This is a genomic window from Micromonospora sp. NPDC047740 (assembly GCF_043204735.1).
Lineage (GTDB): Bacteria > Actinomycetota > Actinomycetes > Mycobacteriales > Micromonosporaceae > Micromonospora.
This window is the reverse complement of the sequence record NZ_JBIDCT010000012.1, coordinates 182,970-208,312: the sequence shown is the minus strand read 5'-3', so window position 1 is coordinate 208,312 and position 25,343 is coordinate 182,970. Positions and strand designations below refer to the sequence as shown.

General features: G+C 72.1%; 29 protein-coding genes and 1 pseudogene. 24 read left to right on the top strand and 6 right to left on the bottom strand.

Going from position 1 to position 25,343, the window contains the following annotated elements; all coding sequences use genetic code 11:
* Nucleotides 1-5 precede the first annotated feature (5 nt).
* From ACGF4F_RS23210 to ACGF4F_RS23200, 3 genes are all read left to right on the top strand, one after another.
* A complete protein-coding gene (locus ACGF4F_RS23210) occupies nucleotides 6-485 on the top strand; it encodes a hypothetical protein (RefSeq protein ID WP_393080193.1) in 480 nt (159 codons plus the stop codon).
* Between the two features lie 84 nt (nucleotides 486-569).
* Nucleotides 570-1,334, top strand: a complete 765-nt coding sequence (locus tag ACGF4F_RS23205) for an ABC transporter ATP-binding protein (RefSeq protein WP_393080190.1) — start codon at nucleotides 570-572, stop codon at nucleotides 1,332-1,334.
* Entirely contained in the window at nucleotides 1,319-3,013 is a 1,695-nt protein-coding gene (locus tag ACGF4F_RS23200; RefSeq protein ID WP_357434348.1) for an ABC transporter permease, read from the top strand. The genes ACGF4F_RS23205 and ACGF4F_RS23200 overlap by 16 nt, the downstream gene beginning before the upstream one ends.
* A gap of 101 nt (nucleotides 3,014-3,114) precedes the next feature.
* Here the strand turns inward: ACGF4F_RS23200 and ACGF4F_RS23195 are convergent, their stop codons facing one another.
* Both ACGF4F_RS23195 and ACGF4F_RS23190 read right to left on the bottom strand, forming a co-directional pair.
* Nucleotides 3,115-3,312: a DUF397 domain-containing protein gene (locus ACGF4F_RS23195; protein WP_393080187.1), complete on the bottom strand. Its 198-nt coding sequence runs from the start codon at nucleotides 3,310-3,312 to the stop codon at nucleotides 3,115-3,117.
* Nucleotides 3,309-4,094: a Scr1 family TA system antitoxin-like transcriptional regulator gene (locus ACGF4F_RS23190; protein ID WP_393080184.1), complete on the bottom strand. Its 786-nt coding sequence runs from the start codon at nucleotides 4,092-4,094 to the stop codon at nucleotides 3,309-3,311. The genes ACGF4F_RS23195 and ACGF4F_RS23190 overlap by 4 nt, the downstream gene beginning before the upstream one ends.
* Before the next feature lie 194 nt (nucleotides 4,095-4,288).
* Between ACGF4F_RS23190 and ACGF4F_RS23185 the strand changes: the two genes are divergently transcribed.
* The 15 genes from ACGF4F_RS23185 to ACGF4F_RS23115 all read left to right on the top strand — a co-directional run bounded on the left by ACGF4F_RS23185 (nucleotide 4,289) and on the right by ACGF4F_RS23115 (nucleotide 17,702).
* Nucleotides 4,289-4,525 (top strand): hypothetical protein, encoded by a 237-nt coding sequence (locus tag ACGF4F_RS23185; RefSeq protein ID WP_393080181.1) that lies wholly within the window; start codon nucleotides 4,289-4,291, stop codon nucleotides 4,523-4,525.
* 139 nt (nucleotides 4,526-4,664) lie between these two features.
* A complete protein-coding gene (locus tag ACGF4F_RS23180) occupies nucleotides 4,665-5,420 on the top strand; it encodes a flavin reductase family protein (RefSeq protein WP_357434758.1) in 756 nt (251 codons plus the stop codon).
* Nucleotides 5,421-5,443: 23 nt separating this feature from the next.
* Nucleotides 5,444-5,737 (top strand): hypothetical protein, encoded by a 294-nt coding sequence (locus tag ACGF4F_RS23175; protein WP_393080178.1) that lies wholly within the window; start codon nucleotides 5,444-5,446, stop codon nucleotides 5,735-5,737.
* A 131-nt stretch (nucleotides 5,738-5,868) separates the two neighbouring features.
* A complete protein-coding gene (locus ACGF4F_RS23170) occupies nucleotides 5,869-6,237 on the top strand; it encodes a DUF485 domain-containing protein (RefSeq protein WP_393080175.1) in 369 nt (122 codons plus the stop codon).
* A complete protein-coding gene (locus tag ACGF4F_RS23165; RefSeq protein ID WP_393080173.1) occupies nucleotides 6,215-7,888 on the top strand; it encodes a cation acetate symporter in 1,674 nt (557 codons plus the stop codon). Before ACGF4F_RS23170 ends, ACGF4F_RS23165 begins: the two co-directional genes overlap by 23 nt.
* A 68-nt stretch (nucleotides 7,889-7,956) precedes the next feature.
* Nucleotides 7,957-8,937 carry an NAD-dependent epimerase/dehydratase family protein gene (locus tag ACGF4F_RS23160; RefSeq protein ID WP_357434355.1) on the top strand — a complete coding sequence of 327 codons (981 nt, stop codon included), beginning with the start codon at nucleotides 7,957-7,959 and terminating at the stop codon, nucleotides 8,935-8,937.
* Between the two features lie 74 nt (nucleotides 8,938-9,011).
* Nucleotides 9,012-10,247, top strand: coding sequence for an LCP family protein (locus tag ACGF4F_RS23155; RefSeq protein WP_393080170.1), 1,236 nt, complete (start codon nucleotides 9,012-9,014; stop codon nucleotides 10,245-10,247).
* A gap of 279 nt (nucleotides 10,248-10,526) precedes the next feature.
* On the top strand, nucleotides 10,527-10,874 hold the full coding sequence (locus ACGF4F_RS23150; protein ID WP_393080166.1) for a hypothetical protein: 348 nt from the start codon (nucleotides 10,527-10,529) through the stop codon (nucleotides 10,872-10,874).
* Between the two features lie 290 nt (nucleotides 10,875-11,164).
* Nucleotides 11,165-12,358 carry an LCP family protein gene (locus tag ACGF4F_RS23145; protein ID WP_393080163.1) on the top strand — a complete coding sequence of 398 codons (1,194 nt, stop codon included), beginning with the start codon at nucleotides 11,165-11,167 and terminating at the stop codon, nucleotides 12,356-12,358.
* Nucleotides 12,359-12,545: 187 nt separating this feature from the next.
* Nucleotides 12,546-13,484, top strand: coding sequence for an LCP family protein (locus ACGF4F_RS23140; RefSeq protein WP_393080160.1), 939 nt, complete (start codon nucleotides 12,546-12,548; stop codon nucleotides 13,482-13,484).
* A gap of 28 nt (nucleotides 13,485-13,512) precedes the next feature.
* Nucleotides 13,513-13,848 (top strand): rhodanese-like domain-containing protein, encoded by a 336-nt coding sequence (locus tag ACGF4F_RS23135; protein ID WP_357434359.1) that lies wholly within the window; start codon nucleotides 13,513-13,515, stop codon nucleotides 13,846-13,848.
* 13 nt (nucleotides 13,849-13,861) lie between these two features.
* Nucleotides 13,862-14,653, top strand: a complete 792-nt coding sequence (locus ACGF4F_RS23130; RefSeq protein ID WP_393080157.1) for a glycerophosphodiester phosphodiesterase — start codon at nucleotides 13,862-13,864, stop codon at nucleotides 14,651-14,653.
* An 82-nt stretch (nucleotides 14,654-14,735) separates the two neighbouring features.
* Nucleotides 14,736-16,190 (top strand): ATP-binding protein, encoded by a 1,455-nt coding sequence (locus ACGF4F_RS23125; RefSeq protein ID WP_393080154.1) that lies wholly within the window; start codon nucleotides 14,736-14,738, stop codon nucleotides 16,188-16,190.
* A gap of 31 nt (nucleotides 16,191-16,221) precedes the next feature.
* Nucleotides 16,222-16,671 carry an ATP-binding protein gene (locus ACGF4F_RS23120; RefSeq protein ID WP_387421583.1) on the top strand — a complete coding sequence of 150 codons (450 nt, stop codon included), beginning with the start codon at nucleotides 16,222-16,224 and terminating at the stop codon, nucleotides 16,669-16,671.
* 146 nt (nucleotides 16,672-16,817) lie between these two features.
* Nucleotides 16,818-17,702: a DUF5926 family protein gene (locus ACGF4F_RS23115; protein ID WP_393080150.1), complete on the top strand. Its 885-nt coding sequence runs from the start codon at nucleotides 16,818-16,820 to the stop codon at nucleotides 17,700-17,702.
* A 49-nt stretch (nucleotides 17,703-17,751) separates the two neighbouring features.
* Here the strand turns inward: ACGF4F_RS23115 and ACGF4F_RS23110 are convergent.
* Nucleotides 17,752-18,964: pseudogene (locus tag ACGF4F_RS23110) on the bottom strand (arginine deiminase).
* Nucleotides 18,965-19,127: 163 nt separating this feature from the next.
* Here ACGF4F_RS23110 and ACGF4F_RS23105 point away from each other — a divergent pair.
* From ACGF4F_RS23105 to pheA, 5 genes are all read left to right on the top strand, one after another.
* Complete coding sequence (locus ACGF4F_RS23105) at nucleotides 19,128-19,865, top strand: hypothetical protein (RefSeq protein WP_357434364.1); 738 nt, start codon at nucleotides 19,128-19,130, stop codon at nucleotides 19,863-19,865.
* A 220-nt stretch (nucleotides 19,866-20,085) separates the two neighbouring features.
* Nucleotides 20,086-20,541, top strand: coding sequence for a hypothetical protein (locus ACGF4F_RS23100; RefSeq protein WP_073837027.1), 456 nt, complete (start codon nucleotides 20,086-20,088; stop codon nucleotides 20,539-20,541).
* 72 nt (nucleotides 20,542-20,613) lie between these two features.
* Nucleotides 20,614-21,003, top strand: coding sequence for an ACT domain-containing protein (locus tag ACGF4F_RS23095; RefSeq protein ID WP_387421587.1), 390 nt, complete (start codon nucleotides 20,614-20,616; stop codon nucleotides 21,001-21,003).
* Nucleotides 21,004-21,123: 120 nt separating this feature from the next.
* Nucleotides 21,124-21,636, top strand: a complete 513-nt coding sequence (locus tag ACGF4F_RS23090; RefSeq protein ID WP_393080251.1) for a hypothetical protein — start codon at nucleotides 21,124-21,126, stop codon at nucleotides 21,634-21,636.
* A gap of 10 nt (nucleotides 21,637-21,646) precedes the next feature.
* Nucleotides 21,647-22,603, top strand: a complete 957-nt coding sequence (pheA, locus tag ACGF4F_RS23085; protein ID WP_387421589.1) for a prephenate dehydratase — start codon at nucleotides 21,647-21,649, stop codon at nucleotides 22,601-22,603.
* Between the two features lie 43 nt (nucleotides 22,604-22,646).
* Here pheA and ACGF4F_RS23080 read toward each other — a convergent pair whose 3' ends face one another.
* The 3 genes from ACGF4F_RS23080 to ACGF4F_RS23070 all read right to left on the bottom strand — a co-directional run bounded on the left by ACGF4F_RS23080 (nucleotide 22,647) and on the right by ACGF4F_RS23070 (nucleotide 24,327).
* The gene (locus tag ACGF4F_RS23080; RefSeq protein WP_357434367.1) at nucleotides 22,647-23,366 is read right to left on the bottom strand and encodes an AIM24 family protein; all 720 of its coding nucleotides are present in this window, start codon (nucleotides 23,364-23,366) and stop codon (nucleotides 22,647-22,649) included.
* A gap of 93 nt (nucleotides 23,367-23,459) precedes the next feature.
* On the bottom strand, nucleotides 23,460-23,804 hold the full coding sequence (locus ACGF4F_RS23075) for a metallopeptidase family protein (RefSeq protein ID WP_198940440.1): 345 nt from the start codon (nucleotides 23,802-23,804) through the stop codon (nucleotides 23,460-23,462).
* 91 nt (nucleotides 23,805-23,895) lie between these two features.
* On the bottom strand, nucleotides 23,896-24,327 hold the full coding sequence (locus ACGF4F_RS23070; RefSeq protein WP_350932250.1) for an OsmC family protein: 432 nt from the start codon (nucleotides 24,325-24,327) through the stop codon (nucleotides 23,896-23,898).
* A gap of 133 nt (nucleotides 24,328-24,460) precedes the next feature.
* On the opposite strand from ACGF4F_RS23070, the gene ACGF4F_RS23065 reads away from it, so the two are divergent.
* Entirely contained in the window at nucleotides 24,461-25,186 is a 726-nt protein-coding gene (locus ACGF4F_RS23065; RefSeq protein WP_393080143.1) for a hypothetical protein, read from the top strand.
* Nucleotides 25,187-25,343 lie beyond the last annotated feature (157 nt).

Below are 25,343 nucleotides of genomic sequence, written 5' to 3'. Positions count from 1 at the left end.
CCGGCATGCCGACCGCGAGCCGTCGGCGAGTCACCGGGCTGCTGGCCCTGGTGCTCGCCGGCGGCCTCGTCGGTCCGCTCAGTGGCTGTTCCGACGGCTGCGCCGACACCGTGCTCCAGGTGTCGCCGGTCGAGGTCGACGACGTGACCGCCCCGCTCACGGTCAGCGCGCGGCTGACCCGGGACGGCAGGCCGGTCGCTGGGGTCACCGTCAAGCTGGCGGTGACGGTGGTGGGCCCGAACAACGCACACAGTGAGGCACTGTTCCACGCCACCACCGACGCCGACGGCCGGGCGAGCGTGACCCGGCCGGGCGGCGTCGCCCGGCTGTCGCCCGTCAACCACCAGGTGACCGAGTACAGCGCCTACTTCCAGCCGATGAACAAGATCGACGGGGAGCACCTCTGCTGGTCGAGCGTGTCGGCGCCGATCACCTGCCGCACCGCGGCCGGCACCGGCCCGTGCCCGGTCCGGACGGCGACCTGAGGGCGCCAGCTACGGCTGGGGGATGACGCCGAATCATCCTCCGGCCGGAGCGGCGCCTGGTCCGGGCCGGATACGGTCTGGTTCATGAGCGATCAGCACCCCGCGTTGTCCCTCCGTGGCCTGGCCAAGCGGTTCGACACCAAGGTCGCGGTCGCCGGGGTCGACCTGGACGTGCCGGCCGGCTCGTTCTACGGGCTGCTCGGCCCGAACGGGGCCGGCAAGACGACCACCCTGTCCATGGCCGTCGGCCTGCTGCGGCCCGACGCCGGCCAGGCCCGGGTGCTCGGGTACGACGTGTGGGCCGACCCGGTCCGCGCCAAGGGCCTGCTCGGCGTGATGCCCGACGGGGTACGTCTCTTCGACCGGCTCAGCGGCGCCGAACTGCTGGCCTACCACGGTCTGCTGCGCGGCATGGACCCCGCGGTGGTCGACCAGCGGGCGGCGGAGCTGCTGGACGTGCTGGCGCTGGGCGACGCCGGCCGCACCCTGGTGGTCGACTACTCGGCGGGCATGAAGAAGAAGATCGGCCTGGCCTGCGCGCTGCTGCACGGCCCCCGGCTGCTGGTGCTGGACGAGCCGTTCGAGGCGGTCGACCCGGTCTCCGCGGCGCTGATCCGGGACATCCTGCACCGGTACGTGACCGGCGGCGGCACGGTGGTCTTCTCCAGCCACGTCATGGAGGTCGTCGAGCGGCTCTGCTCGCACGTGGCGATCCTCGCCGAGGGGCGGATCAAGCTGGTCGGCACGCTCGACCAGGTACGCGGCGAGCGGTCCCTGGAGGAGGTCTTCGTGGAGGTGGTCGGCGGGCGTACCGCGACCGGCGAGGAGCTGTCGTGGCTGTCCCGGTGACCGCGCCCGCCGAGCCGGTCCGGCAGGTCTCCGCCCGGCACTTCGTCCGGCTCAAGCTGCGCGTGCTGGCCAACAACTTCCGCGGCCAGGGCTGGCGGATCGCCCTCTTCGTGGTGGGCGTCGTGATCGGGCTCTGGTTCGCCGCCGGCGGCTTCTTCCTCCTGGCCGCGCCGGGCCTGGCCGGCGAGTCCCGGTACGCGCTCATGATCGCCGCCTTCGGCGGCGGGCTGCTGGTGCTCGGCTGGCTGCTGCTGCCGCTGGCCTTCTTCGGCGTGGACGAGACCCTGGACCCGGCCCGGTTCGCGCTGCTCCCGCTCTCCCGCCGCGCCCTGGTCACCGGCCTGTTCGCGGCCGCCCTGGTCAGCGTCCCGGTGCTGGCGACGCTGATCGCGGTCACCGGGCTGGTGATCACCGCCGGCGCGCTGGGCGGCTGGCCGGCTGCCCTGGTGCAACTGGTCGGGGTGATCGTCGGCCTGCTGCTCTGTGTGGCCGCCGCCCGCGCGGTGACCAGTGCGTTCGCCACCATGCTGCGCTCCCGCCGGGTACGCGACCTGGCCGCCGTGCTGCTCGCGGTGCTGGCCGCCCTGCTCGGGCCGTTGCAGATCGCGGTGCTCGCCGCCGTCCGCCGGGCCGACTGGGACCAGTTGACCGGGACGGCCCGGATCGTCGGTTGGACCCCGTTCGGGGCGCCGTGGACCGCCGGGATCGACGTGGCCGAGGGCCGGGCCTGGGCCGCCGGGCTGAAGCTGCTGATCACCGCGCTGGCCATCGGCGCGCTGCTGCTCTGGTGGTCGCGCTCGCTGGAGTCGGCGATGGTCGGCGCGGTGAGCGCCGGGCCGTCCCGGGACCGGCGCGGCACCGTCGGCGCGGCGGTCGCCCAACTCTTCCCGCGGGCGGCCGGCTGGGCCCGGCGGGACCGGTTCGGCGCCCTGGTCGCCCGGGAGGCCCGGTACTGGTGGCGGGACGCCCGGCGGCGGGCCAACCTGATCACCATCGCGGTGGTCGGCATCTTCGTGCCGGTGATGGTCAACGTGGGCGGCGCCCGGTTGGCCGTGGAGGGCGGGCAGGCGTTCGGTGAGGTGACCGCGGACTCGTCGCCGGTGCTGGTCAGCCTCTCGCTGGTCTTCGTCGGGGTTGTCGCGTCGCTCACCGTGGCAAACCAGTTCGGCTTCGACGGCAGCGCGTACGCGGCCAACGTGGTGGCCGGCGTGCCGGGGCGGCTGGAACTGCGCGCCCGGATGACCGCGTTCGCGATCTACGTGGTGCCGCTGCTCGTGGTGGTCGCGGTCATCCTCGCCGCGCTGCTGCGACACCCGGGTTGGCTGGGCGTGATGGCCGGCGCGCTGTTCGCCGCGTACGGCAGCGGGCTCGCGATCAACGCGTTCGTCTCGGTGCTCGGCGCGTACGCGCTGCCGGAGACGAGCAACCCGTTCGCCATGAACACCGGCGCCGGGGTGGCGAAGAGCTTCCTTGCCCTGCTGTCCATGATCGCCTCGACCGCCGCGGCGGTGCCGATGGTGGTGGCGGCGGCACTGTTCGGTGACCTCTGGCTCTGGCTGGCCCTGCCGATCGGCCTGGCGTACGGGTTGGGGGCCGCGCTGCTCGGCTCCTACCTGGCCGGGGACGTGCTGGACCGCCGCCTGCCGGAACTGCTCGCGGCGGTCACGCCCCGCCGCTGACCCGCACTCGCCGCCCGAAGATCGCGCTCGAACCGGGAAGTAGTGGCCTCCCACGCCGTCCAAGGCCACTGTTTCCTGGTTCGGGCGCGATCTTCGGCCAGTCAGTTCGGGTGGCCGGTCCGGAGAGCGGCGACGAGGGAGCGCCAGGCGTCGGGGGAGAAGGAGAGAGTCGGGCCGGACGGGTCCTTGCTGTCCCGGATCAGCACCACCCCGAGCAGATTGTCCGCCACCTCGACACAGTTGCCGCCGGAGTCGGTCGAACGGGACGACTTGCGCCAGCAAGGCTCGGCGATGGTCATGGCGTCACCTTCAACTTCCGGATCAGATCCAGCGAGGCTCCCGTGGACAGCGCTTCGCCGAGGAGGCTATCCCACTTCCGCTCGATCAAGCCGATCGTCTCGGGGTCGTCGACGACGTGGCCCCGGGCAGCATTCTCCAGGTAGAGCACCTGGTCAGCGTCCGGCAACTCGGCCAGCACGAAGCCGCCACCGAGCCCCGCGTGCTCGCCCACGGCCAACGGAATGACGTGCAGGCGCACAGACGGAAGCTCGGCCACCTCCAGTAGCCGCCCCAGTTGAGCGTCGAGCACCGGCGGTCCGCCCACCGGCCGCCGCACGGCGGTCTCGTCCAGCAGGAAGACGAAATGCGGCGGCTGGTCAAGGTGCAGCAACTGTTGACGCTCCATCCGAACAGCCACCAGTTCGTCCACCATGGCCGGTGGATGGAGGCCACCGGTGGAGATGACCGCCCTCGCGTAATCCTCGGTCTGGAGCAGACCGGGCACCAAGCACGCCTCGAAGGCTCGCAACCGCGTCGCCTGCTGCTCGTAACCCCGCCAGGGCACAAACCACGACGGCCCACGCTCCTGGTCGGCGGCTTTGAGCAGTTCGGCGAGGAGGCCGCCGGTGCCGAGGGCCTGGTCGGCGGCGACGGCGAACTCCATGGTCGGCCGTCGACGGCCGGTCTCGATCGCGGCGACCGTGGACGGACTCCACTTGATCAGGGCGGCCAGCCCTTCCTGGGAGACGTCCGCACCGGCCCGGGCGGCCTTGAGCGCCCGGATCCATATCTCGATGTTCATCCTTACCTCTCTGGTAAGTACGTGACCGCGCTGCGTAGTAAGCCCTGGCATCCTCCCCTGCCGACGCCGTCGAGTCCAGGGTGGAGACACGCGGCCCGGCTGGTGGAGGCGACGACCCGGCGGCCGGTCCTGCGCCGGTCGCCCCGGCCATTCCCCCGGCCGGGGCGACCTCGTCCGACCAGAGGAGGCACCCGATGTTCGCCCTGTTCCGCCGCTGCCGGAACGCCGCCGCGCACGCGTACCGGAAAGTCCTGCCGCCGCCCCCGGCCGCCACCCGGCCGGCGGTCTCGCCGCACCCGGTGGCGGCCTCGGCCCGGCCGAACGCCGCGCCGGCCTGGGCGTCCCGGCCGACGGTGGCCTTCCCGCGACCGGGCCGGGCCGGCTGGCTCACCCCGGCGCAGACGTGGCGGGCGAACGGCGGCCGCTGGTGATCATCCAGCAGATCTTGGTAGGGAGCGGCCCCTGGAGGGGCCGGTTTCGTCCAAGATCTGCCGGAGCACTCGGGCGTGGACTGCGGGAGGATCGCCGCGAGCGAGAAGGTGAGTGGCGGTGAGGCCGGGGCATCTGCCGATGCGGCCGCTGTGGCGGTGTCGGGCGTGTGGCGCGCACTGGCCGTGCCAGCCGGCCCGGCTCGCCCTGCTGGTCGAGTACCGGCACGACCGGACGGCGTTGCTGGTGTATCTGGGTGGGCTGATGGCCGAGGCCGGCGAGCAGCTCTCCCGGCTGAACGGTCACGACCACCCTGGCGACCTGCACGAGCGCTTCCTCGGTTGGGCGCGGGCCCGGGGCGGCACAATGTTTCACGTGAATCCTGAGCCGGGTGCCGAGATCCACCACACCGACCCGTTCGCCGTGCCGGCCGGGCAGCGTTCCCCGGCCCGCCGGCTGCGGGGTCGGCTGGCCGCCCCGGTCACGCTCTGGACGGCATCCGGGCCGGCAGGACTGACGGTCTCGTCCACCCTGGTCGCCGAGGGGGAGCCGGACCGGCTGCTCGGGCTGATCGACCCGGAGTCCGACCTGTGGGCGGCCGCGGAGGCGGCGGGGCGGTTCGCGGTCGCGCCGCTGGGTCCGCCGCACCGGCAGCTCGCCGACCGCTTCGCCGGCCTCTTCCCGTCCCCTGGCGGCCTCTTCGCCATCGGCTCCTGGATCGACACTCCGTACGGACCGGTCCCGGCCGACGCGGGCGCGTGGGCCGGCTGCCAGCTCGACAGCTCCCGAGAGTACGGCTGGGGGCTGCTGGTCGAGGCCACCATCGAAACGGTCGAGCTGGCCGAGGAGACAGCCCCCCTGCTTCATTACCGGGGCCGCTACCACGAGCTGGGCTGACCGGGACGCGCCAGATCGCCGACATGGCGGCGTCCAGGCACACGCGATACCGCCAGATCGCCGACGTGGCGGTGTCCGGGCGCCGGGCGCGCCAGGACGCCGACATGGCGGCGTCCAGGCACACGCGATACCGCCAGATCGCCGACCCGACGATCTCCGGCCGCCAGGCGCACCAGGACGCCGGCATGGCGGTGTCCGGGCGCCCGGGATGCCGCCGGATCGGCGAGCCGGAGTCGATCAAGCAGCCTGCGGACCTGGAGTCGATCAAGGCGCCCGGGTCGGAGATCGGGCGGCAGCCGGTGACCGGAGTGACCTGAGTCACTCGGCGCAGGGGGGCGACCGTTCGGCGCAGCGGGTGACCGGGGTCGGTCTGCGCCTTCCCCGGTTGGGAGCGTGCTCTCTACCGTGCGCGAAACTCCCCCACGCCTGCGAAGGTGGTGATCCACAGATGTCCACAGACACACCCGCGTCCGCACCGGCCGAGTCCCCGGCGGAGCGGTATCTCGCCGTACAGCGGTCGGACGAGTTCGCCGGGTTGCGGCGCGCGCTGCGCGGCTTCGTCTTCCCAATGACCGTCGCGTTCTTCCTGTGGTACGCGCTCTACGTCATCCTCTCCGCGTACGCGCGGGGCTTCATGGGCACGAAGCTCTTCGGGAACGTCAACGTCGCCCTGGTCTTCGGCCTGCTCCAGTTCGTCTCGACGTTCGTCATCGCGTGGCTCTACGCCCGGTTCGCCGACCGGCGGATCGACCCGGTCGCCGACCGGATCCGCGCCGAGATCGGGGAGGTGACCCGTGACGACTCTCCTCGCGGCTGAGGCGGGCAGCACCACCGCCCGCAACCTCACCATCACCCTCTTCCTGGTCTTCGTGGCGATCACGCTGGCGATCACCGTCTGGGCCAGCAGGCAGACGAAGACCGCCACCGACTTCTACGCCGGCGGCCGGTCCTTCTCCGGTTTCCAGAACGGCATGGCGATCGGCGGCGACTACATGTCGGCGGCGTCGTTCCTCGGCATCGCCGGCATCATCGCCCTGTACGGCTATGACGGCTTCCTCTACTCGATCGGCTTCCTGGTCGCCTGGCTGGTGGCGCTGCTGCTCGTCGCCGAACTGCTGCGCAACTCCGGCCGCTACACCATGGCCGACGTGTTGGCGTTCCGGATGCGCCAGCGCCCGGTGCGGACGGCGGCGGCGGTCTCCACGATCACCGTCTCGATCTTCTACCTGCTGGCCCAGATGGTCGGCGCGGGCGCGCTGGTTGCACTGCTGCTCGGCATCAAGCCGGGCACCACCTTCCTCGGCATGGACGCCGACACCGCGAAGGTCGCCACCATCATCCTGGTCGGCGCCCTGATGATCATCTACGTCACCGTGGGCGGCATGAAGGGCACCACGTACGTGCAGATCGTCAAGGCGTTCCTGCTCATGAGCGGCGCCATCGTGATGACCCTGCTGGTGCTGGCGCACTACAAGTTCAACCTGTCGTCGCTGCTGGGCGACGCCGCCGCCGCCTCGGGCAAGGGAGACGCCTTCCTCGAACCGGGCCTGCGGTACGGCGTCGAGAAGGCCGGCGACGCGACGCAGACCTTCTACAACAAGATGGACCTGCTGTCGCTCGGCATCGCGCTGGTGCTCGGCACGGCCGGCCTGCCGCACATCCTGATCCGCTTCTACACGGTGCCGACGGCGAAGGCGGCCCGCAAGAGCGTGCTCTGGGCGATCGGCATCATCGGCACCTTCTACCTGCTCACCCTGGCCCTGGGCTTCGGCGCGGCGGCGATGGTGGGCGGCAAGGCGATCACCGCGCAGGACAAGGCCGGCAACACCGCGGCGCCGCAGCTCGCCGAGGCGCTGGGGATCAAGTTCCTCGGCGGCGACCTGGGCGGCGCGACCCTGCTGGCGATCATCGCGGCGGTCGCGTTCGCCACCATCCTGGCCGTGGTCGCCGGGCTCACCCTGGCCTCGTCGTCCAGCCTGGCGCACGACTTCTACGCCAACGTGGTCAAGGACGGCCAGGCGTCCGAGCGGCAGGAGGTGAACGTCGCCCGGATCTCCGCCCTGGTGATCGGCGCGATCTCGATCGTCCTGTCGATCTTCGCGCAGAGCCTGAACGTGGCCTTCCTGGTGGCGCTGGCCTTCGCGGTGGCCGCCTCGGGCAACCTGCCGGCGATCCTCTACAGCCTGTTCTGGAGGCGGTTCAACACCTCCGGCGCGGTCTGGGCGATCTACGGCGGCCTGCTCGCCGCCGTGGTACTGGTCTTCTTCTCCCCGGTGGTCTCCGGGGCGCCGACGGCCATGTTCCCGGACCACGACTGGCACTGGTTCCCGCTGTCCAACCCGGGCATCATCTCGATCCCGTTCGGGTTCCTCTGCGGCTGGATCGGCACCCTGCTGTCGAAGGAGCACGACGAGGAGAAGTACGCGGAACTGGAGGTTCGTTCCCTCACCGGAGCGGGCGCGCACTGACGACACAACCGCGGGTGGGCCGGAGCCGCCGTCGGCTCCGGCCCATTCGCTTGAGTAGGCTGGCCGGCATGAAGGTTGCTCCCCGTTTCGGCCCCGGACACCGCATCCTCGTCACCGGCGGCGCCGGCTTCGTGCCGTCGCACCTGGTCGATCGGCTCATCGAGCGCGGCTGCACGGTCGTGGTGCTGGACAACTTCGTCACCGGGTCCAAGGACAACATCTCCCACCTGCTGGAGAAGCCGACCTTCACACTGATCGAGGCGGACGTCTCCGAGGGGCTGCCGACCCACCACCCGGCCATGGCCGAGCGGTTCGACGCGATCCTGCACATGGCCTCCCCGGCCAGCCCCACCGACTTCGAGAAGCTGCCGGTGGAGATCCTGCGGGTCGGCTCGGTCGCCACCCTGGCGCTGCTGGAGCGGGCCACCGCCGACGGCGCCCGGTTCCTGATGGCCTCCACGTCCGAGGCGTACGGGGACCCGAAGGAGCACCCGCAGCGCGAGACCTACTGGGGCAACGTCAACCCGGTCGGCATCCGGAGCGTCTACGACGAGGCGAAGCGCTTCTCGGAGGCGGCCACCATGGCGTACCACCGCAGCCGGGGCACCGACACCGCGATCGTCCGGATCTTCAACACGTACGGCCCGCGGATGCGGCCGGACGACGGCCGGGCCATCCCGACCTTCATCTCCCAGGCGCTGCGCGGCGAGCCGATCACCGTGCACGGCACCGGCAACCAGACCCGGTCGATCTGCTACGTCGACGATCTGGTGCGGGGCATCCTGCTGCTGCTCGACTCGACCGAGACCGGCCCGATCAACTGCGGCACCGAACACGAGATGTCGATGCGGCAGCTGGCGGAGACGATCGTGTCGCTGATCGGGAGCAGGTCCGAAGTGAGCTACATCACTCGCGCCGCCGACGACCCAGAGATGCGCCGTCCGGATCTCACCCTCGCCCGTGAGCTGTTGGGGTACGAACCGACCGTGGCGCCCGAAGACGGCCTCCGGCGCACCATCGACTACTTTCGCGGTCGGCTAGGGTACTGACCCCGGCTGGGAGGACGCTGACACCCCGGTCGCCCTTGACGGCGGCACTGGCGCCACCGACCTACCCTCGGTACATGTCAGCGACCACGTCTGCCGACGATCCCTTCCCGTACGTCAGTCGGAGCGCGGGGCGCGCCCAGGTGCCCGGCCCCGGTCGGAGCACCACCGGGCGCGCCCGCCCGACCGACGCCAGCCGGTACCCGTCGTACGACGAGGAGCAGCCTCGCTCCGGCGGACCCGGCAGCCCCGGTGGACCCGCCGGGCCGGGCGGCCCGGGCGGTCCCGGCGCTCCGCGCCGGCCCGGCCCGCGCCCGCGCTGGGGGCGCATCGGCCTGGTGGCGGGCGTCGCGGTGCTGGTGCTGGCGCTGCTCGGCGGCGCGGGTGCCTGGCTCTACGCGCGCAATCTCGACAACGATCTGGCCCGCACCGACCCCTTCTCGGCGATCACCGGCGGACGACCCGCCAAGAAGGTCGACGGGGCCCTCAACATCCTGATGGCCGGCACCGACTCCCGGGATCCGGACGCGCCGATGGACAAGGCCGGCGAGTGGCGCGCGGACACCATGATCCTCATGCACATCCCGGCCGACCACAAGACGGCCTACCTGGTCTCCATCCCCCGCGACCTGTACGTGCCGATCCCACAGAACGCGGGCGCGTCCTGCGACTCCGGCCAGCGCAACAAGGTGAACGCGGCGTTCGCGTTCGGCGGCCTGCCGCTCGCGGTGAAGACCGTGGAGTGCTTCACCGACGTGCGGATCGACCACGTCATGGCGATCGACTTCGCCGGGTTCAAGGAGGTCACCGACGCACTCGGCGGGGTCGACTTGAAGGTGGAGCGGACGATCACCTCGATCCACAAGCCGTACCGGAAGTTCACCAAGGGCGTGAACCACATGAACGGCGCCGAGGCCCTCGACTGGGTGCGGCAGCGCAAGCAGTTCCCCGAGGGCGACTTCGCCCGGATGCGCCACCAGCAGGAGTTCCTCAAGGCGCTGATGGACAAGGCGGCCAGCACCGGCACCCTGACCAACCCGAAGAAGCTGAACGACTTCCTCAAGGCGGTGACCGCCGCAGTCACCGTCGACCAGGGTTTCTCGTTGACCGACATGGCGTTGGAGTTCCGGAACCTGCGAGGCGAGAACCTGACCTTCATCACCAGCCCGAACCTCGGCGGCCAGACCATCGACGGCCAGTCGGTGGTGGTCTCCGACCGGGAGAAGGCGCTGGCCATGTACCAGGCCATCGCGTCGGACACGATGACGCAGTGGGTGAAGGCCAACCAGCCGGGCGACACCACCGGCAACTGATCCCGTTTCCCGGCAACCACCGCCAGCAGCACATCGATGGCGCCGAATCACGAAGCGTCCGAAGGCATTGACCTTCACCGAAGATCATCTTAGGATCGACGCGTCCCGATCGCGGAGATTGATGATCAGCAGGACTCGCTTCGGAATGGCCAACAGCGGTTCGACGGGCCGCACAACGCATTTCCGTACCGGTGAGCGGGCCTGCCATAACGGGGAACAGGAGAACCGATGGCAAACAGATTGCGGAAGGCATTTCGGGCAGTGGCGGCTGGTGCCTTGATGTCCGGGGCCGCGGTGACTGCGACCGCCGCACCCGCCGAGGCTGCCGCCCTCAGCTGCCCCTATCCGTACACCTGCCTCTACGACACCAACAAGGCCATGATGCACCGCTACCAGGTCGTGACCTCGACCTTCCAACCGGTATCGGACGGCGTCGACGTCGTCTACGGCGTGAACAGTCGGAACGACGACGTGGTCTTCATCCGGTACACCACCGGGCTCGTGCGGTGTATGCCCGCCGGCACGCCAAACACGATCTACGATGTCGGCTACTACGGGATCACCAACGGGATCCGCATCGACTCGTCATCATCCTGCGGCACCACCATCAAGCTTCCTGTCGCCTGACACACGTCGGTCGGGTCCTGGCCGCCACCGGCGCCGGGACCCGACCAGGATTGGCCTTCTGCCACCACAGCTCCCGGCCCGCAGGGCCCCAATACCGCCCACATTTCGCTGGCTGCCCACCGTAGACTTTGAGTCACTGACCGCTCGGCCGCAACGACTCTCATCCTTGAGTATCAGTCGAGCGAGTGCGCTGCGACGTCCGGGGGAAATTGCCTGCCGCGCAGGGTCGCCCGACTGACATGCGATCCGTAGAATGGCGCGGTCAACCCGATCATCGAGCTGGAGCAGGTATGCCGGTCCAGACCAGCCGTCGCCCTCCGTCACTGGATCCCGGCGCACCCGGGCGGATGCCGCCAAATATCCCCACCCAGCCCGGTCCGGGCGGTCGCGGTCCCGGCAACCGGAAGCGGCGGACCAAGCGCAAGGACCCGCTCTGGGCCCGACTTACGCTGATCTTCGGCGCGGTGCTGATGATGACCAGCGGCGTCGCGATTGTCGGCAGCAAGGCGGTGATCGGCCAGGCCACCAGCAACATCAAGCAGGGCAGCCTGCTCGGCGACGCGGGCAAGAGCGAGGCCGAGGGCGGCAAGAACCTGGACGGCCCGATCGACATGCTGCTGCTCGGCGTCGACGCCCGGGCGAGCTGGGACGCCGCCAACGTCCGGTCGGACAGCATCATCATCCTGCACATCCCGGCCAGCCACGACCAGGCGTACCTGATCTCCATCCCGCGGGACACCGAGGCGGAGATCCCGGGGCACGGCACCGACAAGATCAACGCGGCCTTCTTCTTCGGCGCGCAGAACGGTGGCGGCTGGGAGGGCGGCGCGCAGTTGATGGCCAAGACCATCAAGCAGATGAGCGGAATCAGCTTCGACGGCGCGGCGATCATCAACTTCGGCGGCTTCAAGAAGGTCATCGACGCGCTCGGCACCGTCCGGATCTGCGTCAGCCACGAAGTCAAGTCGATCCACATGTCGTACGTCGACGGCAGGCCGAGGTGGAACTCGGACGCCGAGAAGCTCGGCAAGCCGATGACGCCGGTGGTGCACAAGAAGGGCTGCAAGGAGATGGAGGGCTGGGAGGCCCTCGACTTCGCCCGCCAGCGCTACGGCCTGCCGAACAGCGACTACGACCGGCAGCAGAACCAGCAGCAGCTGATCAAGGCGATGGCGAAGAAGGCCACCGAGAGCGGCATGCTGACCAACCCGATCAAGCTGAACCATCTGATCAAGGCGGCCGGCGAGTCGCTCATGCTGGACACCGGCGGCGTGAAGATCGAGGACTTCATCTTCACCCTCAAGGGCCTCAGCGGCAACGACCTGGTCACCCTGCGCACGAACGCCGGCACCTACAACTCCTCGGCGGACAAGAAGTACGAGGTGCTCAGCCCGCTCAGCCTGAACATGTTCAAGGCGGTCAAGGAGGACAAGCTCGCCGACTTCGTCGCCGCGAACCCGGAGGTCCTCTCCACCCGGAAGTGAGCCTGACCCGCGGTGGCTGCGGCGAAAGCGGCCACCGCCGGGGCTCCGGCCCCGTAGCCTGAGGTGAGCGGGTCTCACGTCAGGGCTGCGGGGGAGGGCTGTCACGTTCAGGCCAGGACGGACCAGGCGCGGGCGGGGTCGACCCGTCCGCTGGCCCCGGTTCCTCCTCGGCGCCGGCCTCGCCCTGGTGCTGCTCGCCACGCTCGCCGTGGCGGGGCTGCACTGGCTCACCAACCGGTACGACCACACGGTGGAAAAGCAGCAACTGCTCGCCCCGGCTGCCCGGCAGCCGCGTACCGACCTGTCCCGCGGGCTCAACTACCTGCTGATCGGCTCCGACCACCGGCCCGGTGCCAATCCCGAGGACCAGCGCTCGGACAGCATCCTGATCGTGCACGTCCCGGCCGGGATGCGGCAGGCGTACCTGATCTCCATCCCGCGCGACCTGCTGGTCGCCATCCCGGCGGCGCCCGGCTACGGCGGCGGCCAGGACAAGGTCAACGCGGCGTACGAGCACGGCGGCGGCGGTGAGGCCGGCGCCCGACTGCTCTCCGCCACCCTGGGCCAGCTCACCGGCCTGCGCTTCGACGGCGCCGCGCTGGTCGACTTCTCCGGTTTCAAGCAGGTCATCGACCTGCTCGGCGGGATCCGGATGTGCGTCGACACCGAGGTCCGCTCGATCCACACCAGGACCCTGTTCACCCCCGGCTGCCAGCAGATGGACGGCGCCCGGACCCTGGACTACGTCCGCCAGCGCTACGACCTGCCCGACGGCGACTACGACCGGCAGCGCCACCAGCAGCAGATGCTCCGCGCGGTGCTCGACAAGGCCGGCGAGACGCACCTGCGCAACGACCCGGTGCAGCTGGATCGGGTGATCCGGGCGGTCGGCGGCGCGCTGACCGTGGACACGAACGGCGTACCGCTGGAGGACCTGCTCTTCGCGCTCCGGTCGCTGCCCCCGGACGCGCTGCACGGCGTGCAGGTGCCCTCGTATCCGCAGACCATCGGCGAGGTCTCCTACGTGGTGCTGGACAACGGCGGCAACGGCCTCTTCGACGCGGTGCGGGACACCCGGATGCCGGAATGGGCCGGGGCGAATCCCCGTTGGGTCAACCGGCTCTGAGCGGAATCGCCGTCTAGGCTAGGTAGCCGTGTTCGGACCCCAGGTTCCCAGCGTGCCCGCGTCGGCCGTGCCCGACGACACCTACCTGCTCGACGTCCGGGAGGACGACGAGTGGGCCGCCGGCCACGCGCCCGCCGCCCACCACCTGCCGATGACCGAGCTGCCCGGCCGGCTGACCGAAGTGCCGGACGACCGCGAGGTGGCGGTGATCTGCCGCTCCGGCGGGAGGTCCGCGCAGGTCGTCGCGTACCTCCTGCGCAACGGCTGGGACCAGGTGCGCAACGTCGAGGGCGGGATGGGCGACTGGGCCGCCGCTGGCCGCCCGGTGGTCACCGACGACGGGCAGCCGGGCCGGGTCGCCTGAGGAGTCGGGAGGCATGACCACGCCCCTGGTGTTCGCGCACCGCGGGTCCTCGTACGACCTGCCCGAGCACACCCTCGCCGCGTACCTGCGCGCGCTCGACGAGGGCGCCGACGGGCTGGAGTGCGACGTCCGGCTGACCCGGGACGGCCATCTGGTCTGCGTGCACGATCGCCGGCTGGACCGGACCAGCAACGGTCACGGGCTGGTCAGCGCGCGTACGCTCGCCGAGCTGGAGCTGCTGGACTTCGGTTCCTGGCATCCCGGTGGGATGGCGGCCGAAGGGGACGAACCGCTCGACGAGTCGCACACCCGGCTGCTCACCCTGGAACGGCTGCTCGACGCCGTGCTGGCCGCCGGCCGGCCGGTCCGGCTGCTGATCGAGACCAAGCACCCCTCCCGGTACGGCGGGGACGTGGAACGCCGGCTGGTCGGCCTGCTGCGCCGGTACGGCCTGGCCGACCCGGGACCGGACGATCGGGTCCGGGTCACCGTGATGTCCTTCTCGGCGCTCGCCGTACGCCGGATCCGCGACCTCGCGCCCGGCCTGCCCACCGTGCTGCTGCTGGAGGTGCTCCCGCGCTGGCTGCGGCTGGGTCGGCTGCCGTTCGGCACCCGGATCGCCGGCCCGGGGATCGGCCTGGTCCGAGCCCGGCCACAGCTCGTCCCCGCGCTGCGGGCCGCCGGCAACCAGGTCTACGTCTGGACGGTGAACGAGCCGGCGGACCTGGAACTCGTGCTGTCCGCCGGGGTGGACGGCGTGATCACCGACCGGCCCGCCCAAGCGCTGGCCCGGCTGGGCCGTTGAGCCGGGTCGCGCCGCCCCACCGCGATCCCGCCCGCCCGGGCGAGGGGTGTTCCCGGACCGGTCGGCGCGGCACACTCGGGACATGCCGGAGCGAACCGACTACGCCGCCCTCATCGCCGGCCACGACAGCGTGCTCAAGATGATCAACTCGGGTCAGTCCGGCCTGCCGGTGCTCACCCGGCTGCTCGGGGTGGTCCAGCCCGCCGTCGGCGCGGCCAGCCTGGCCTTCGTGGAGTTCGCCCCCGCCGGCGGCCGGGTGATCGCGGCGACCGGCACCGCAGAGTCGCTCATCGGCCGCCCGCTGCCGGCCACCGACCCGGCCACCGTCTGCCTCCTCACCGGCCCCTCGGTACGCGAGGTCCGCGTCGACCGGATCCCGAGCGCGCTCGCCGACGAGGTGGCCGGGCGGGGCCTGCGCCGGATGATCGCGGCGCGGGCCGAGGTCGGCGGCCACACCGTGGGCAGCCTGCACGCCCTCTACCCGGCCGACGCCGCGCTCGACGACTCCCACCACGCCGTCCTCGGCTACATCGCCTCCTGCATCGCCCACATGTACGGCGACCAGACCGGCCTGCCGGTGCACGGCGACGGCCCGGTGGTGGCGGCGCTCGCCGACGGCCTGGCCGTGGTGGACCGGGAACACCACGTACGGCTCTGGAACCCGGCGGCCGCCCAGGTGACGGGCCACCCGCCCGCCGACGCGCTGAACCGTCCGCTCCCGTTCCCGCTCCCCCCGCCCGGACAAGTGCTCGACCACCGGATGCCGGACGGCCGCTGGCTGCGGATCACCTCCGGGGAGCTGCCCGGCCCCGGCACGCTGCGGGTGGTCACCTTCCGCGACATCACCGACCAGCAACGCCGCGACCACGACCGGGACCTCTTCGTCGCGGTGACCAGCCACGAGCTGCGCACCCCGGTCACCGTGATCAAGGGGTACGCGGACACCCTCACCGACCACTGGGAGTCGCTCAGCGACGACGACCGGCGGCACGCCGCCCGGATCATCGGGCAGCGGGCCAACGAGCTGGCCCGGCTGGTCGACCGGTTGCTCACCGCCGCCACCGAGAGCCGGCCCGGCGGGGAGCCGGCCGCGCCGTTCGACCTCGCCGACGCGCTGCGGGCCGCGGTGTCCGACCTGCCGGCGGACGTCCGGCACCGGATCGTCCTCGCCCTGCCGGTCGACCTGCCCAAGGCGCTCGGTGACCGGCACAGCCTGGCCACCGTGCTCACCGAGCTGAGCACCAACGCCGGGAAGTACTCGCTGCCGGACACCCCGATCGAGGTGTCCGCCGAGGCGAGCGGCCGGATGGTCGCCTTCCGGGTCGCCGACCGGGGCATCGGCATCCTGCCGGAACACGTGGAACGGGCGTTCGACCGGTTCTGGCAGGGGGAGTCCGGTGACCGCCGGCGCTACCCGGGGGCCGGACTGGGGCTGTATCTCGTCCGCCAGATCGTTGAACAACAGAATGGATGGGTATCCCTCCGACCGAGGGCCGGTGGGGGTACGGTCGCAGAGGTGCGGCTGCCCCGGGGGTGACCCGGGCGCAGTGGGGGGTGGAAGGAACACGGTGTCGACGGGTTCGGCCGAACGGTCGTGGTGCGTGGTGGTGCCCCATCACGCCACCGGTGCACGCCTGGCCCGGCATCGGCTCGCCAGCGAGTTGGCCGACGTCGTCCCCCCGGTCCTGCTGGCCGACCTGGTCGCGGTCCTCGCCGAGCTGGTGGGCAACGCCGTCCGGCACGCCGACCCGCTGCCCGGCGGCGTGGTCCGGGTGGCCTGGCGGCTGCGGCCGACGGCCAACGGCCGTTGCGTGCAGCTCCGGGTCACCGACGGCGGCTCCGCCTCGGGCCCGCTGCTCCGGGCGGCCACCCCGGACGCGATCGACGGGCGCGGCCTGCACATCGTCGCCGGCCTGTCCAGTCGCTGGGGCGTCGAGCGGGACGGCCTCGGGCAGAGCGTCTGGGCCGAGTTCGACCCGGCCGTCGCTGCCCAGCCGGGCCTGGCCATCGCCGGCTGAGCGGGGCCCCCGGGAGGGGTGGGTCCTGCGCCCACCGGTCTTCTCCGGCATCTAGGCTGTGTCGCCATGAGCGAGCGCAGCGAGCGAATCATCAGGCGCAGTGCCGCGGAGGCTCATGCGGCCGCGGAGCGAAGCGAGGCGGGCGCGTGAGCAAGCGTCGAAAGAGCCAGCGGGCCGCCGAAGTCACCCCGAAGCGGGAGAAGGTGCGCGACGTCTTCGTGCCCCGACCGTTCGAGGGGCTGGCCGACGAGCCGGAGTGGATCGCCCTGCGTGAGCTGGTCCCGGCCGCCTCCGCGCCGCTGCGGCTGACCCCCGAGCTGGTCGAGGAGTACGGCGACCGACCGGTCACCCTGGCCACCGTGCTGCCGATGGCCGCCCCGGCGATGACCAAGCCGGACGGACGGGTCTTCATCGGGCTCCAGCGGCACCAGCAGTCCGGCGACGTCTCCCGGGACCTGGCCGACGCGCTGCTCTGCGCGCTGCGTACCGAACCGGGCGGCCAGGTGGCGGTGCCGCCGCTGCCCGGTCCGGGCCCCCGCCTCCAGGACATCCTGGTCGACGGCCCGCTGGAGATCACCATGCACGACGGGTTCGAGTTCTGGCTCGACCCGGGGGCGGCCGACGACCCGACCGTGCAGGCGTCCCTGGAGCGGGCCAACGCGGCGGTCTACCCGACGGTGAAGCTGGCGGCGGCGCGGGCCGCGTACTGGTGCCAGGTGCCGGAGAAGGCGCACGTGCGCTGGGTCCTGTCGGACGACGAGGACACGGCGCTGGACGCGCTGTCCCGGCTGAGCGTTGCCGGCACGCTGGCCCTCGGCGAACGCACCCGGTTCGCCGGCATGTTCCGGGCGCACGGCCGCCTGGTGCCGGTCTGGGACCTGCCCGAGGAGGTCCCGGCCGCCGAGTGGGAGGAGCCGGTGACCGAGTTCGCCAAGCGGTACGCCGAGGCGCTGGAGGAGCAGGCGCCGCTGGACGCCGCCGGGCGCCGGGCCCGCCAGGGCCTCCTCGGCCGCCAGCTCACCCTGCGCTGACCCGATCCTTCGCTCGACGGGCCCCGGTGTCGACCGGGGCCCGTCGTCGTCAGCGGCGCAGCGGCTCGCGGACCAGCGGGCAGGACATGCAGCGCGGCCCGCCCCGGCCGGAACCCAGCTCGGAGCCGGCGATGGCGATCACCTCGATGCCGGCCCGTTCCAGTTGGGCGTTGGTCTCCACGTTCCGCTCGTAGCCCACGCAGAGCCGGGGCGCGAGGGCGAGGGTGTTGTTGCCGTCGTCCCACTGTTCCCGCTCGGCGGTGACCGGGTCGAGGCCGGTGTCGATCACCCGGAGCTGGTCGAGGTCCATCGCGTCGGCGGCGGCGCGCAGGAACGGCGCCGGGCCGTCGACCCGCGGCTCGTCGCCGTCCACCCCGGCGATGACCGTGTACGCCGACAGCGAGCTGGCGATGTTCGGGTACATCAGCACGGCGTCCACGTCGACCATCGTGCAGACGGTGTCCAGGTGCATGGTCGCCCGCTCCTGGGCGATCGGGACGACCAGGATGGTGTGGGCCAGGCCGGCGGCGAAGACCTGCCGGGCCAGGCGTTCCGCCCCGGCCGGGGTGGTCCGCTCGCCCACTCCCACGGCGAGCACGCCGGGCGCGAGCAGCAGCACGTCGCCACCCTCCAGGTGCTCCAGCTCGGCGTGGTAGACGAACCGCGTACCGGCGAAGCGCGGATGGTGCCGGTAGATGGCGTCGGTCAGCCCGCTCTCCCGCCGCCGCGCGGGCATGGCCAGACTGGTCACCCCGACCCGGTCCCCGATCCAGACCGAGGAGTCCCGGGTGAAGAGCAGGTTGGGCAACGGGTCGATGACGAAGTCGTGCCGGTCCATCAGTGTCCAGACCAGACCGCCCGGCCGGTCCCGGCCGATCCGCAGCTCCTCGTGGGCGAGCCCGGCGATGAGCACGTCGGCCAGGGCGGCCGGGTCGAGGTATCCGAGATGGTCGGCGACTCGCCGGCGCAGCGTGTCGCCCAGCCGGGGCGAGCGCAGCACCAGTTCGGTGAGTTCCGCCCGGGCGTCCGGCAGGGCGAGCGTCTCGGCCAGCAGCGCCGACAGGTAGAGCACCTCCACGCCCCGGGCGCGCAGCGCGGCCGCGAACGCGTCATGCTCCTCCTGCGCCCGGCCCACCCATGGGATAGCGTCGAAGAGCAACGAGTCGTTGTTGCGCGGCGTGAGCCGGGCGAGTTCCGGCCCGGGGCGGGTGCAGCAGCACGGTGCCGAGCCGGGCGACCTCGCTGTCCACGTAGTGGGTCACCTTCGCAGCGTAGGGCAGGGCTTCCGCACCATCCGGAAAAGAAGTGTGAATGAATATGGCATTCATCCGCACTCATTCCGGTGCTCCAACTTGCCGACCACCGGGGTCCGCAACGTAGGGTAGTGAAGACGTAACTTCGAGGGACCTTTTGCCGGAGGTCGCGATGACTGTCTTTCCCGCTCGTCAAGCCGTACCCGCCCGGGCCCTGCCACCCGTGGCGGTGCCACCGCCCCGGGTCGAGGCCACCCCGGTGCTCGAGCCGGCCCGACCGACACCACTCGAGTGGGCCCGTCGCCGCCGGGCCGAGCGGGGCGCCCGCCGGCTGGAGGCGGCCGGGGCCCGTGCGCTCGGCCAGCTCAACCACCTCGGTCCGGCCTGGCACGTCATCGAGTGGCCCCGGACGGACGTCGCGGACGTGCTCCTCGATCGCGGTCAGGACGAGCGGGCCGGGTTCCTCGCCATCGGGCCGAGCGGTCTCTTCGCGGTCACCATCGCCGACCACGGCCGGGCCCGCGTGCTCGTCGCCGGCGACGTGGTGCAGATCAACGGCAAGCGTCCGCCCTATGTGGCCGAGGCCCGGCGGGACGCCAAGCGGGCCAGCAAGGCGCTCTCCGAGGCGGTCGGCCTGCCCATCCCGGTCACCCCGGTGCTGACCTTCGTCGGCTCCGGGGTGATCAGCGTCTACGGCCTGCCGAAGGACTGCCTCATGGCCACCCACCGGGAGCTGGACCGGCTGCTCGTGGCGGCCGGCAACCGGATCAGCCCGGCCACCGCCGAGAAGCTCTCCCGGGTCGCCCAGCACCCGTCGACGTGGCTCAACGGCACGTACCGTCCAGCAGCCGACTACCGGTGGTACGACGAGGGCCGAACGGCCGCTGACAAGCGGGCCGCCCGCCGGTAACGTCTCCGGCGACGCCACGCGGCCCACGGACCCGCCCCGGTGGTTCCGTCGGCCCGCGCCGTCGCCGGCCGCCCGACATTGGGCACTCTTCGCACCGACACCTGTCCCACGGCTCCGCCGCAGCCGAGCGGCACCGGCGGCCGGAGGATCCAGCGCGGTCGGGCGGTCGTCGTGACGACCGGCTAGCGTGGACAGACCGTCGGTGTGCATAGGAGGCGCGGTGGCCCACGTCGAACTCTCGCTCTCGGAAGTGCTCGTGCCCGCGGCGGGGACACCGACCGAGCAGGAGTTCGACAACTTCGGCCAGTGGTCCGGCACGGTCTCCCGGGCCGCCGAGCCGTGCCTGTTGATCGACGCCGACACCACCGTGGTGGCGATCTCCTTGGCGGGCTGCGACCTGCTCTGTCTCGGTGCGCCGGAGGACGTGATCGGACGGCCGCTGCTGGAGGGCGGGCTGCGCCTGGTCGACTTCAGCGCCCAGCCGAGCGAGCTGACCGAGCAGGAGACCGACAAGATCCCGCCGCTGCTCGCCCTGCACTCCGGCCGGCTGGCCCGGGGCCTGCTCCGGGTCCAGGGCCCCGGAGCCGACGCCGGCACCACGGTGGACGCCATCTCCACGCCGGTGCTCGCCGAGGGCGAGGTGGCCGGCTCGTTGACCTTCTTCTCGGCGGTCTGACCTGCGGCGATGTGGCCTTCGCCGCACCGGCCGACGCTGGGGCCGGCCCCACCGAGGCCGTAAGGTGCCATCATGCTCGATGTCGCTCTGTTGCCCGGCGAGTACGCCGTGTGCCGCCTGCCGGCCGGCACCACGCTGCCGCCACAGGTCTGGAGCGACCTGGGTGCCGCCGACGTGGTGACGGTGAGCTGGACGGCCGACGGGATCTCGCTGATCTGCCCGACCGGCCGGGTGCCCGATCACGCGGACGTCGAGACCGACTGGCGCTGCCTGCGCCTGGTCGGCCCGCAGGACGCGCCGGTCACCGGCACCCTCGCCGCGCTGGTCGACCCGCTCGCGCGGGCCCGGGTCAACGTGGTGGCCTTCTCCACGTACGACACCGACCACGTGCTGGTGCCCGCGGTGCGGCTGGCCGAGGCCACGAGCGCGCTGGAGCGGGCCGGGCACCGGTTCCACGCGTGACCTTCACCCGGTCGGAAGATCCTCCTACGATGGGCTCGGCCAGCCGGCCGCAATGACGTCCGTCGTGCCGAGGATCGGACCGTGCCCCCCACCGCACCCAGCACCTCCACCCGCCGCCCACTGACCGCCCCGGCGGCGCGGCTCACCCTGCCGGCGATCCCGGCCGTCCTGGTCGCGCTGCTGCTCGGCGCCTGCGGCGCTCCGCCGGAGCTGCGGCAGTCGACCACCCCCACCGCCCCCGTCCCGACCGCCACCGGCGTACCCACCCCGACCTCGCCGACCGGGACGCCGAGCGCTCCGGCCACGCTCGCCCCCACCCCCACCGGCCAGGCCGCGACGCCCTGCCGCTCCGGCCCCTCCGGCGACCGGGTGGTGTCGCTGCTGCGCGGGCCGGCCCGGGTGCTGTCCCGCGACGTCCGGGTCACGGTCCGGACCGGGCCGCTCTGCGCCGAAGGATGGCAGTACACGGTGCTGCAGGTGACCGGGCACGAGGAACTCCAGGTCGTGACCCGGGGCAAACCCACCGACCTGGAGCTGGTGACCGCCGGGACGGACGTCTGCGGCGTCGAGGTGCGCACGATCGCCCCATCCGGTATCCGCACCCTGGCCTGCGACGGCACGCCTGGTGCGTAGGCTGGTCGCCATGCCGGGAACACCGCCGACCCGCTTCGTCTACCTGGGTCCCGAGGGCACCTTCGCCGAGCAGGCGCTGCGTACTGTGCCCGCCGCCGAGCGCGGCAGCCGTACGCCGGCCCGCAGCGTCGGCGAGGCGCTGGACGCCGTACGGGCCGGGGAGGCGGACGCGGCACTGGTGCCGCTGGAGAACTCGATCGGCGGCGCGGTCGGGGTGACCCTTGACGAGCTGGCCGAGGGCGAGCCGCTGGTGATCACCCGCGAGGTGATCCTGCCGGTGGAGTTCGTGCTCGCGGCCCGGCCCGGGGCCTCGCTGGCCGAGGTGCGCAGCGTGGCGGCACACCCGCAGGCGTCCACCCAGTGCCGGGGCTGGCTGCGCGACCACCTGCCCGACGCGACCGTGATCGACGTGCTCTCCAACGGTGCCGCCGCGGCGGGCGCGGCCGCCGGCGAGTACGACGCGGCCATCAGTGCCCCGATCGGCGCGACCCGGCACCGGCTGGCCGTGCTCGCCGACAAGATCGCCGACCACCCGGACGCGGTGACCCGATTCGCGCTGGTGTCCCGCCCGGGCCCACCCCCGCCGCCCACCGGCGACGACGTCACGTCGCTGGCGATCTACATCGCCCATGACCGGGTCGGCGCGCTGCTCTCGGTGCTCATGGAGCTGGCCGTACGCGGGGTGAACATGACCCGGATCGAGTCGCGCCCGACCGGCGAGGCGCTCGGCCGGTACGTCTTCTTCCTCGACTGCACCGGGCATGTCGCCGACGTGCGCCTCGGCGAGGCGTTGCAGGGGCTGCACCGCGTCTGTGCCGGCGTGCGCTTTCTCGGGTCGTACCCCCGGCACCGCTGGACCGCGGCGGTGAGCGACCGCCCGGTCCCTGCCCCGGCCGGCCTCTCCGACGCCGACTACGCCGACGCGGCGGCCTGGCTGTCCCGCCTGCGCGCGGGGGAGCTGAGCTGACGGTGCGCGGGACACCCGGACCGGCGTCCCACGCACCCGACGGTCACTGCAGCAGCCCGCCGAGCAGGCCGCCCTGCTCCTGCTGGGCACCGCTGCCCGGCACCGGCCGCTCCTCCGACGGCTGAACCACGACGAAGCCCTGACCGGCGAAGCTCATCGTGAACGCCTCACCGGTGCGGCGGCCGATCAGCGTGCCGAGGCCGAGCTGCTCGGCCCGGTGGTAGCCGGTCTGCAGGTTGGCCGACCAGCAGACCGCGGCCTGCGGGTCGACGTAGGTCGGGGCGTCCACGTTGAGCACCACCGGGGTGCCCTCGGTGGTGACGGCGATCCGGCCGTGGCCGGTGAAGACGCAGTTGAACAGGCCGGAGGCGGCGAAGCCCATGCCGCTGACCATCTTGATGTCGTAGCTCAGCGTGGAGTCGAAGGCGAGCACGCTGGATCCGTTGATCGACAGGGCGTCGCCGGGCTCCAGGTCGATGATGTGTACGTCCTTGGCGAGGTCGGCGAGGAAGACGTCGCCCCGGCCGGTGAGCTTCATCAGCGGGACGCCCTCACCGGTGAGTCGCTGCTTGATGAACTTGCCGATGCCGCCGGAGCCGAGCGCCTGGAACTGCACCTGCCCCTGGTAGGCGACCATGGACCCGACCCGGGCCATCGCCTCGCCGTTCAGCTCGATCTTCAGCATCTTGGAGTTCTGCAGCCGCATGCCCGGCTGCTGCGACTCCTTCTCAAGGTTCTCCGCGGAGAACAGCGCGCTGCGCATGGGTTTCCTCCTGCATCGGGATGTGCCTGCCCGCAGATTAGGGGAACCGCGCAACACCGGGGATCGGCCGAGCGGAGCGGGCGGCGCGTCCGGTCAGGCCCAGCCGAGGGCGTGCAGCCGCTCGTCGTCGATGCCGAAGTGGTGGGCGATCTCGTGGACCACGGTCACCGCGACTTCGTCCACCACGTCCTCCTCGGTGTCACAGATGCCCAGGATCGGGTTCCGGTAGATGAGGATGCGGTCCGGCAGGACGCCGGAGTAGTCCCAGCCCCGTTCGGTCAGCGCGTGCCCCTCGTAGAGACCGAGCAGGTCCTCGCCGGGTGGTGGGTTGTCCTCGACCAGGATGACCACGTTGCTCATCAGCCCGAGCAACTCCTCGGGCACCTCGTCGAGGGCTTCGCCGACCAGCTCCTCGAACCGCTCACGGCTCATCTCCACGGCCACCCGCCCATTCTCCCCCACCGCGCCGCCCGGACCCACGCCTCAAGATCTGCGGTCTCCGCCCGGCTCCGGGCGGCGCGACGGTGGGTCAGGATGCCAGGCGGGCGTTGAGGGTGATCTGCGCGCCCGGGGAGAGCAGCCGGGAGATCGGGCAGTTCTCCTTGGCCGCCTCGGCCAGCTTGCCGAACTGGGCCTCGTCCATGCCCGGGACCTGGCCGACGGTCTCCAGGTCGATCCGGGTGACGGTCATCCCCGCGTCGGTCTTGTCGAAGTGCACCTTGGCGGTGGTCTCCACCGAGGTGTCGGTCGCGCCCGCGTCGGCGAGCTGCTTGGAGAGGGCCATCGAGAAGCAGCCGGCGTGCGCTGCGCCGATCAGCTCCTCGGGGTTGGTCCCCTCGCCCTCCTCGAAACGCGACTTGAAGGAGTAGTTGCCGGTCAGGCCACCCTTGCCGGTGCGGACCGTGCCGGCCCCTTCGGTGAGGTTGCCCTGCCAGCGTGCGGAAGCGGTACGGATAGGCATGCCACCGACGCTAACCGAAACCGGACGGCGCCGCACCGGCCAGTGACGAGCCGGACGCCGACTCGCGGTCCCCGTCGCCGCGCGTCGGCTGTGTCATGATTCGACGCAGGCCCGCGCACGCGGAAGGGTGCCCATGTCCCAGGATCTCCCCATCCCCAGGCAGGACCACCGGTCCGACGGCACGACCATCGTGGAGTGGGGTGCCGACGAGAGTGTGCCGCCCGCCGGCCGGCTCGGCTGGTCCCTGGCCGGACTGGCTCGCGACCACCGCCTGCCGCCGGTGCTCGCCGGGCTCGGCGCGGTGGCCGCCGTCGCCTCGCTGATCGGTGAGTGGTTGGTGATGACCATCCCGAACGGTGGCCCGGAGGGAAACACCATGATCCGGGTGCCGGGCGGGGTGGGGGACGTGGGCGGCTTCGGGGTGGGCTACCTGGTGGGGCTGCTCGGTCTGGCCGGCGCGGTGGCGCTCGCGCTGCGCGGCACCGGTGCGGCGCGGCAGAACGCCCGGGTGGCCGGCCTCGGCCTCGCGGCGGCCGTGTTCGCCCTGTTGACCGCCGCCGCCGTCACCCTGAACGACTCGGGTCAGCGCACCCTCTTCTACTCGCCCGAGGACGGCTTCCGGGTCGACTACGGGCGCGGCCTGGTCACCGCCTTCGTGGCCACCGTGCTGTTCGCCGCCGCGCTGCACCTGTCCGGCCGGGCCGTGGCCGCGACGCCGGAGCGGGAGGACCTGCCGGGTGCCGGGTCACCGCCGGCAGATCGCGGCCGGCGCCGGTCGGCCGACGATGAACTGCCCGCGCCGGCCGACCTGACGGTCCAGCCCACCACCCCGTTCGCCCGCCCCGAACTGCCGCATTAAACGTCCGGAACCGGTGCGGTCGTCCCGAACCGCCGGCCCGGGTCGGCGGGATCGGCACGCCCGGGCGTGCCCGGACGTCGGACACCTGACGTCCGTCGTGGGTTGGTGCCCGATTCGCCGAAAAGCCATGGTTGGGCCCCGTTCCGCGAGATACGGT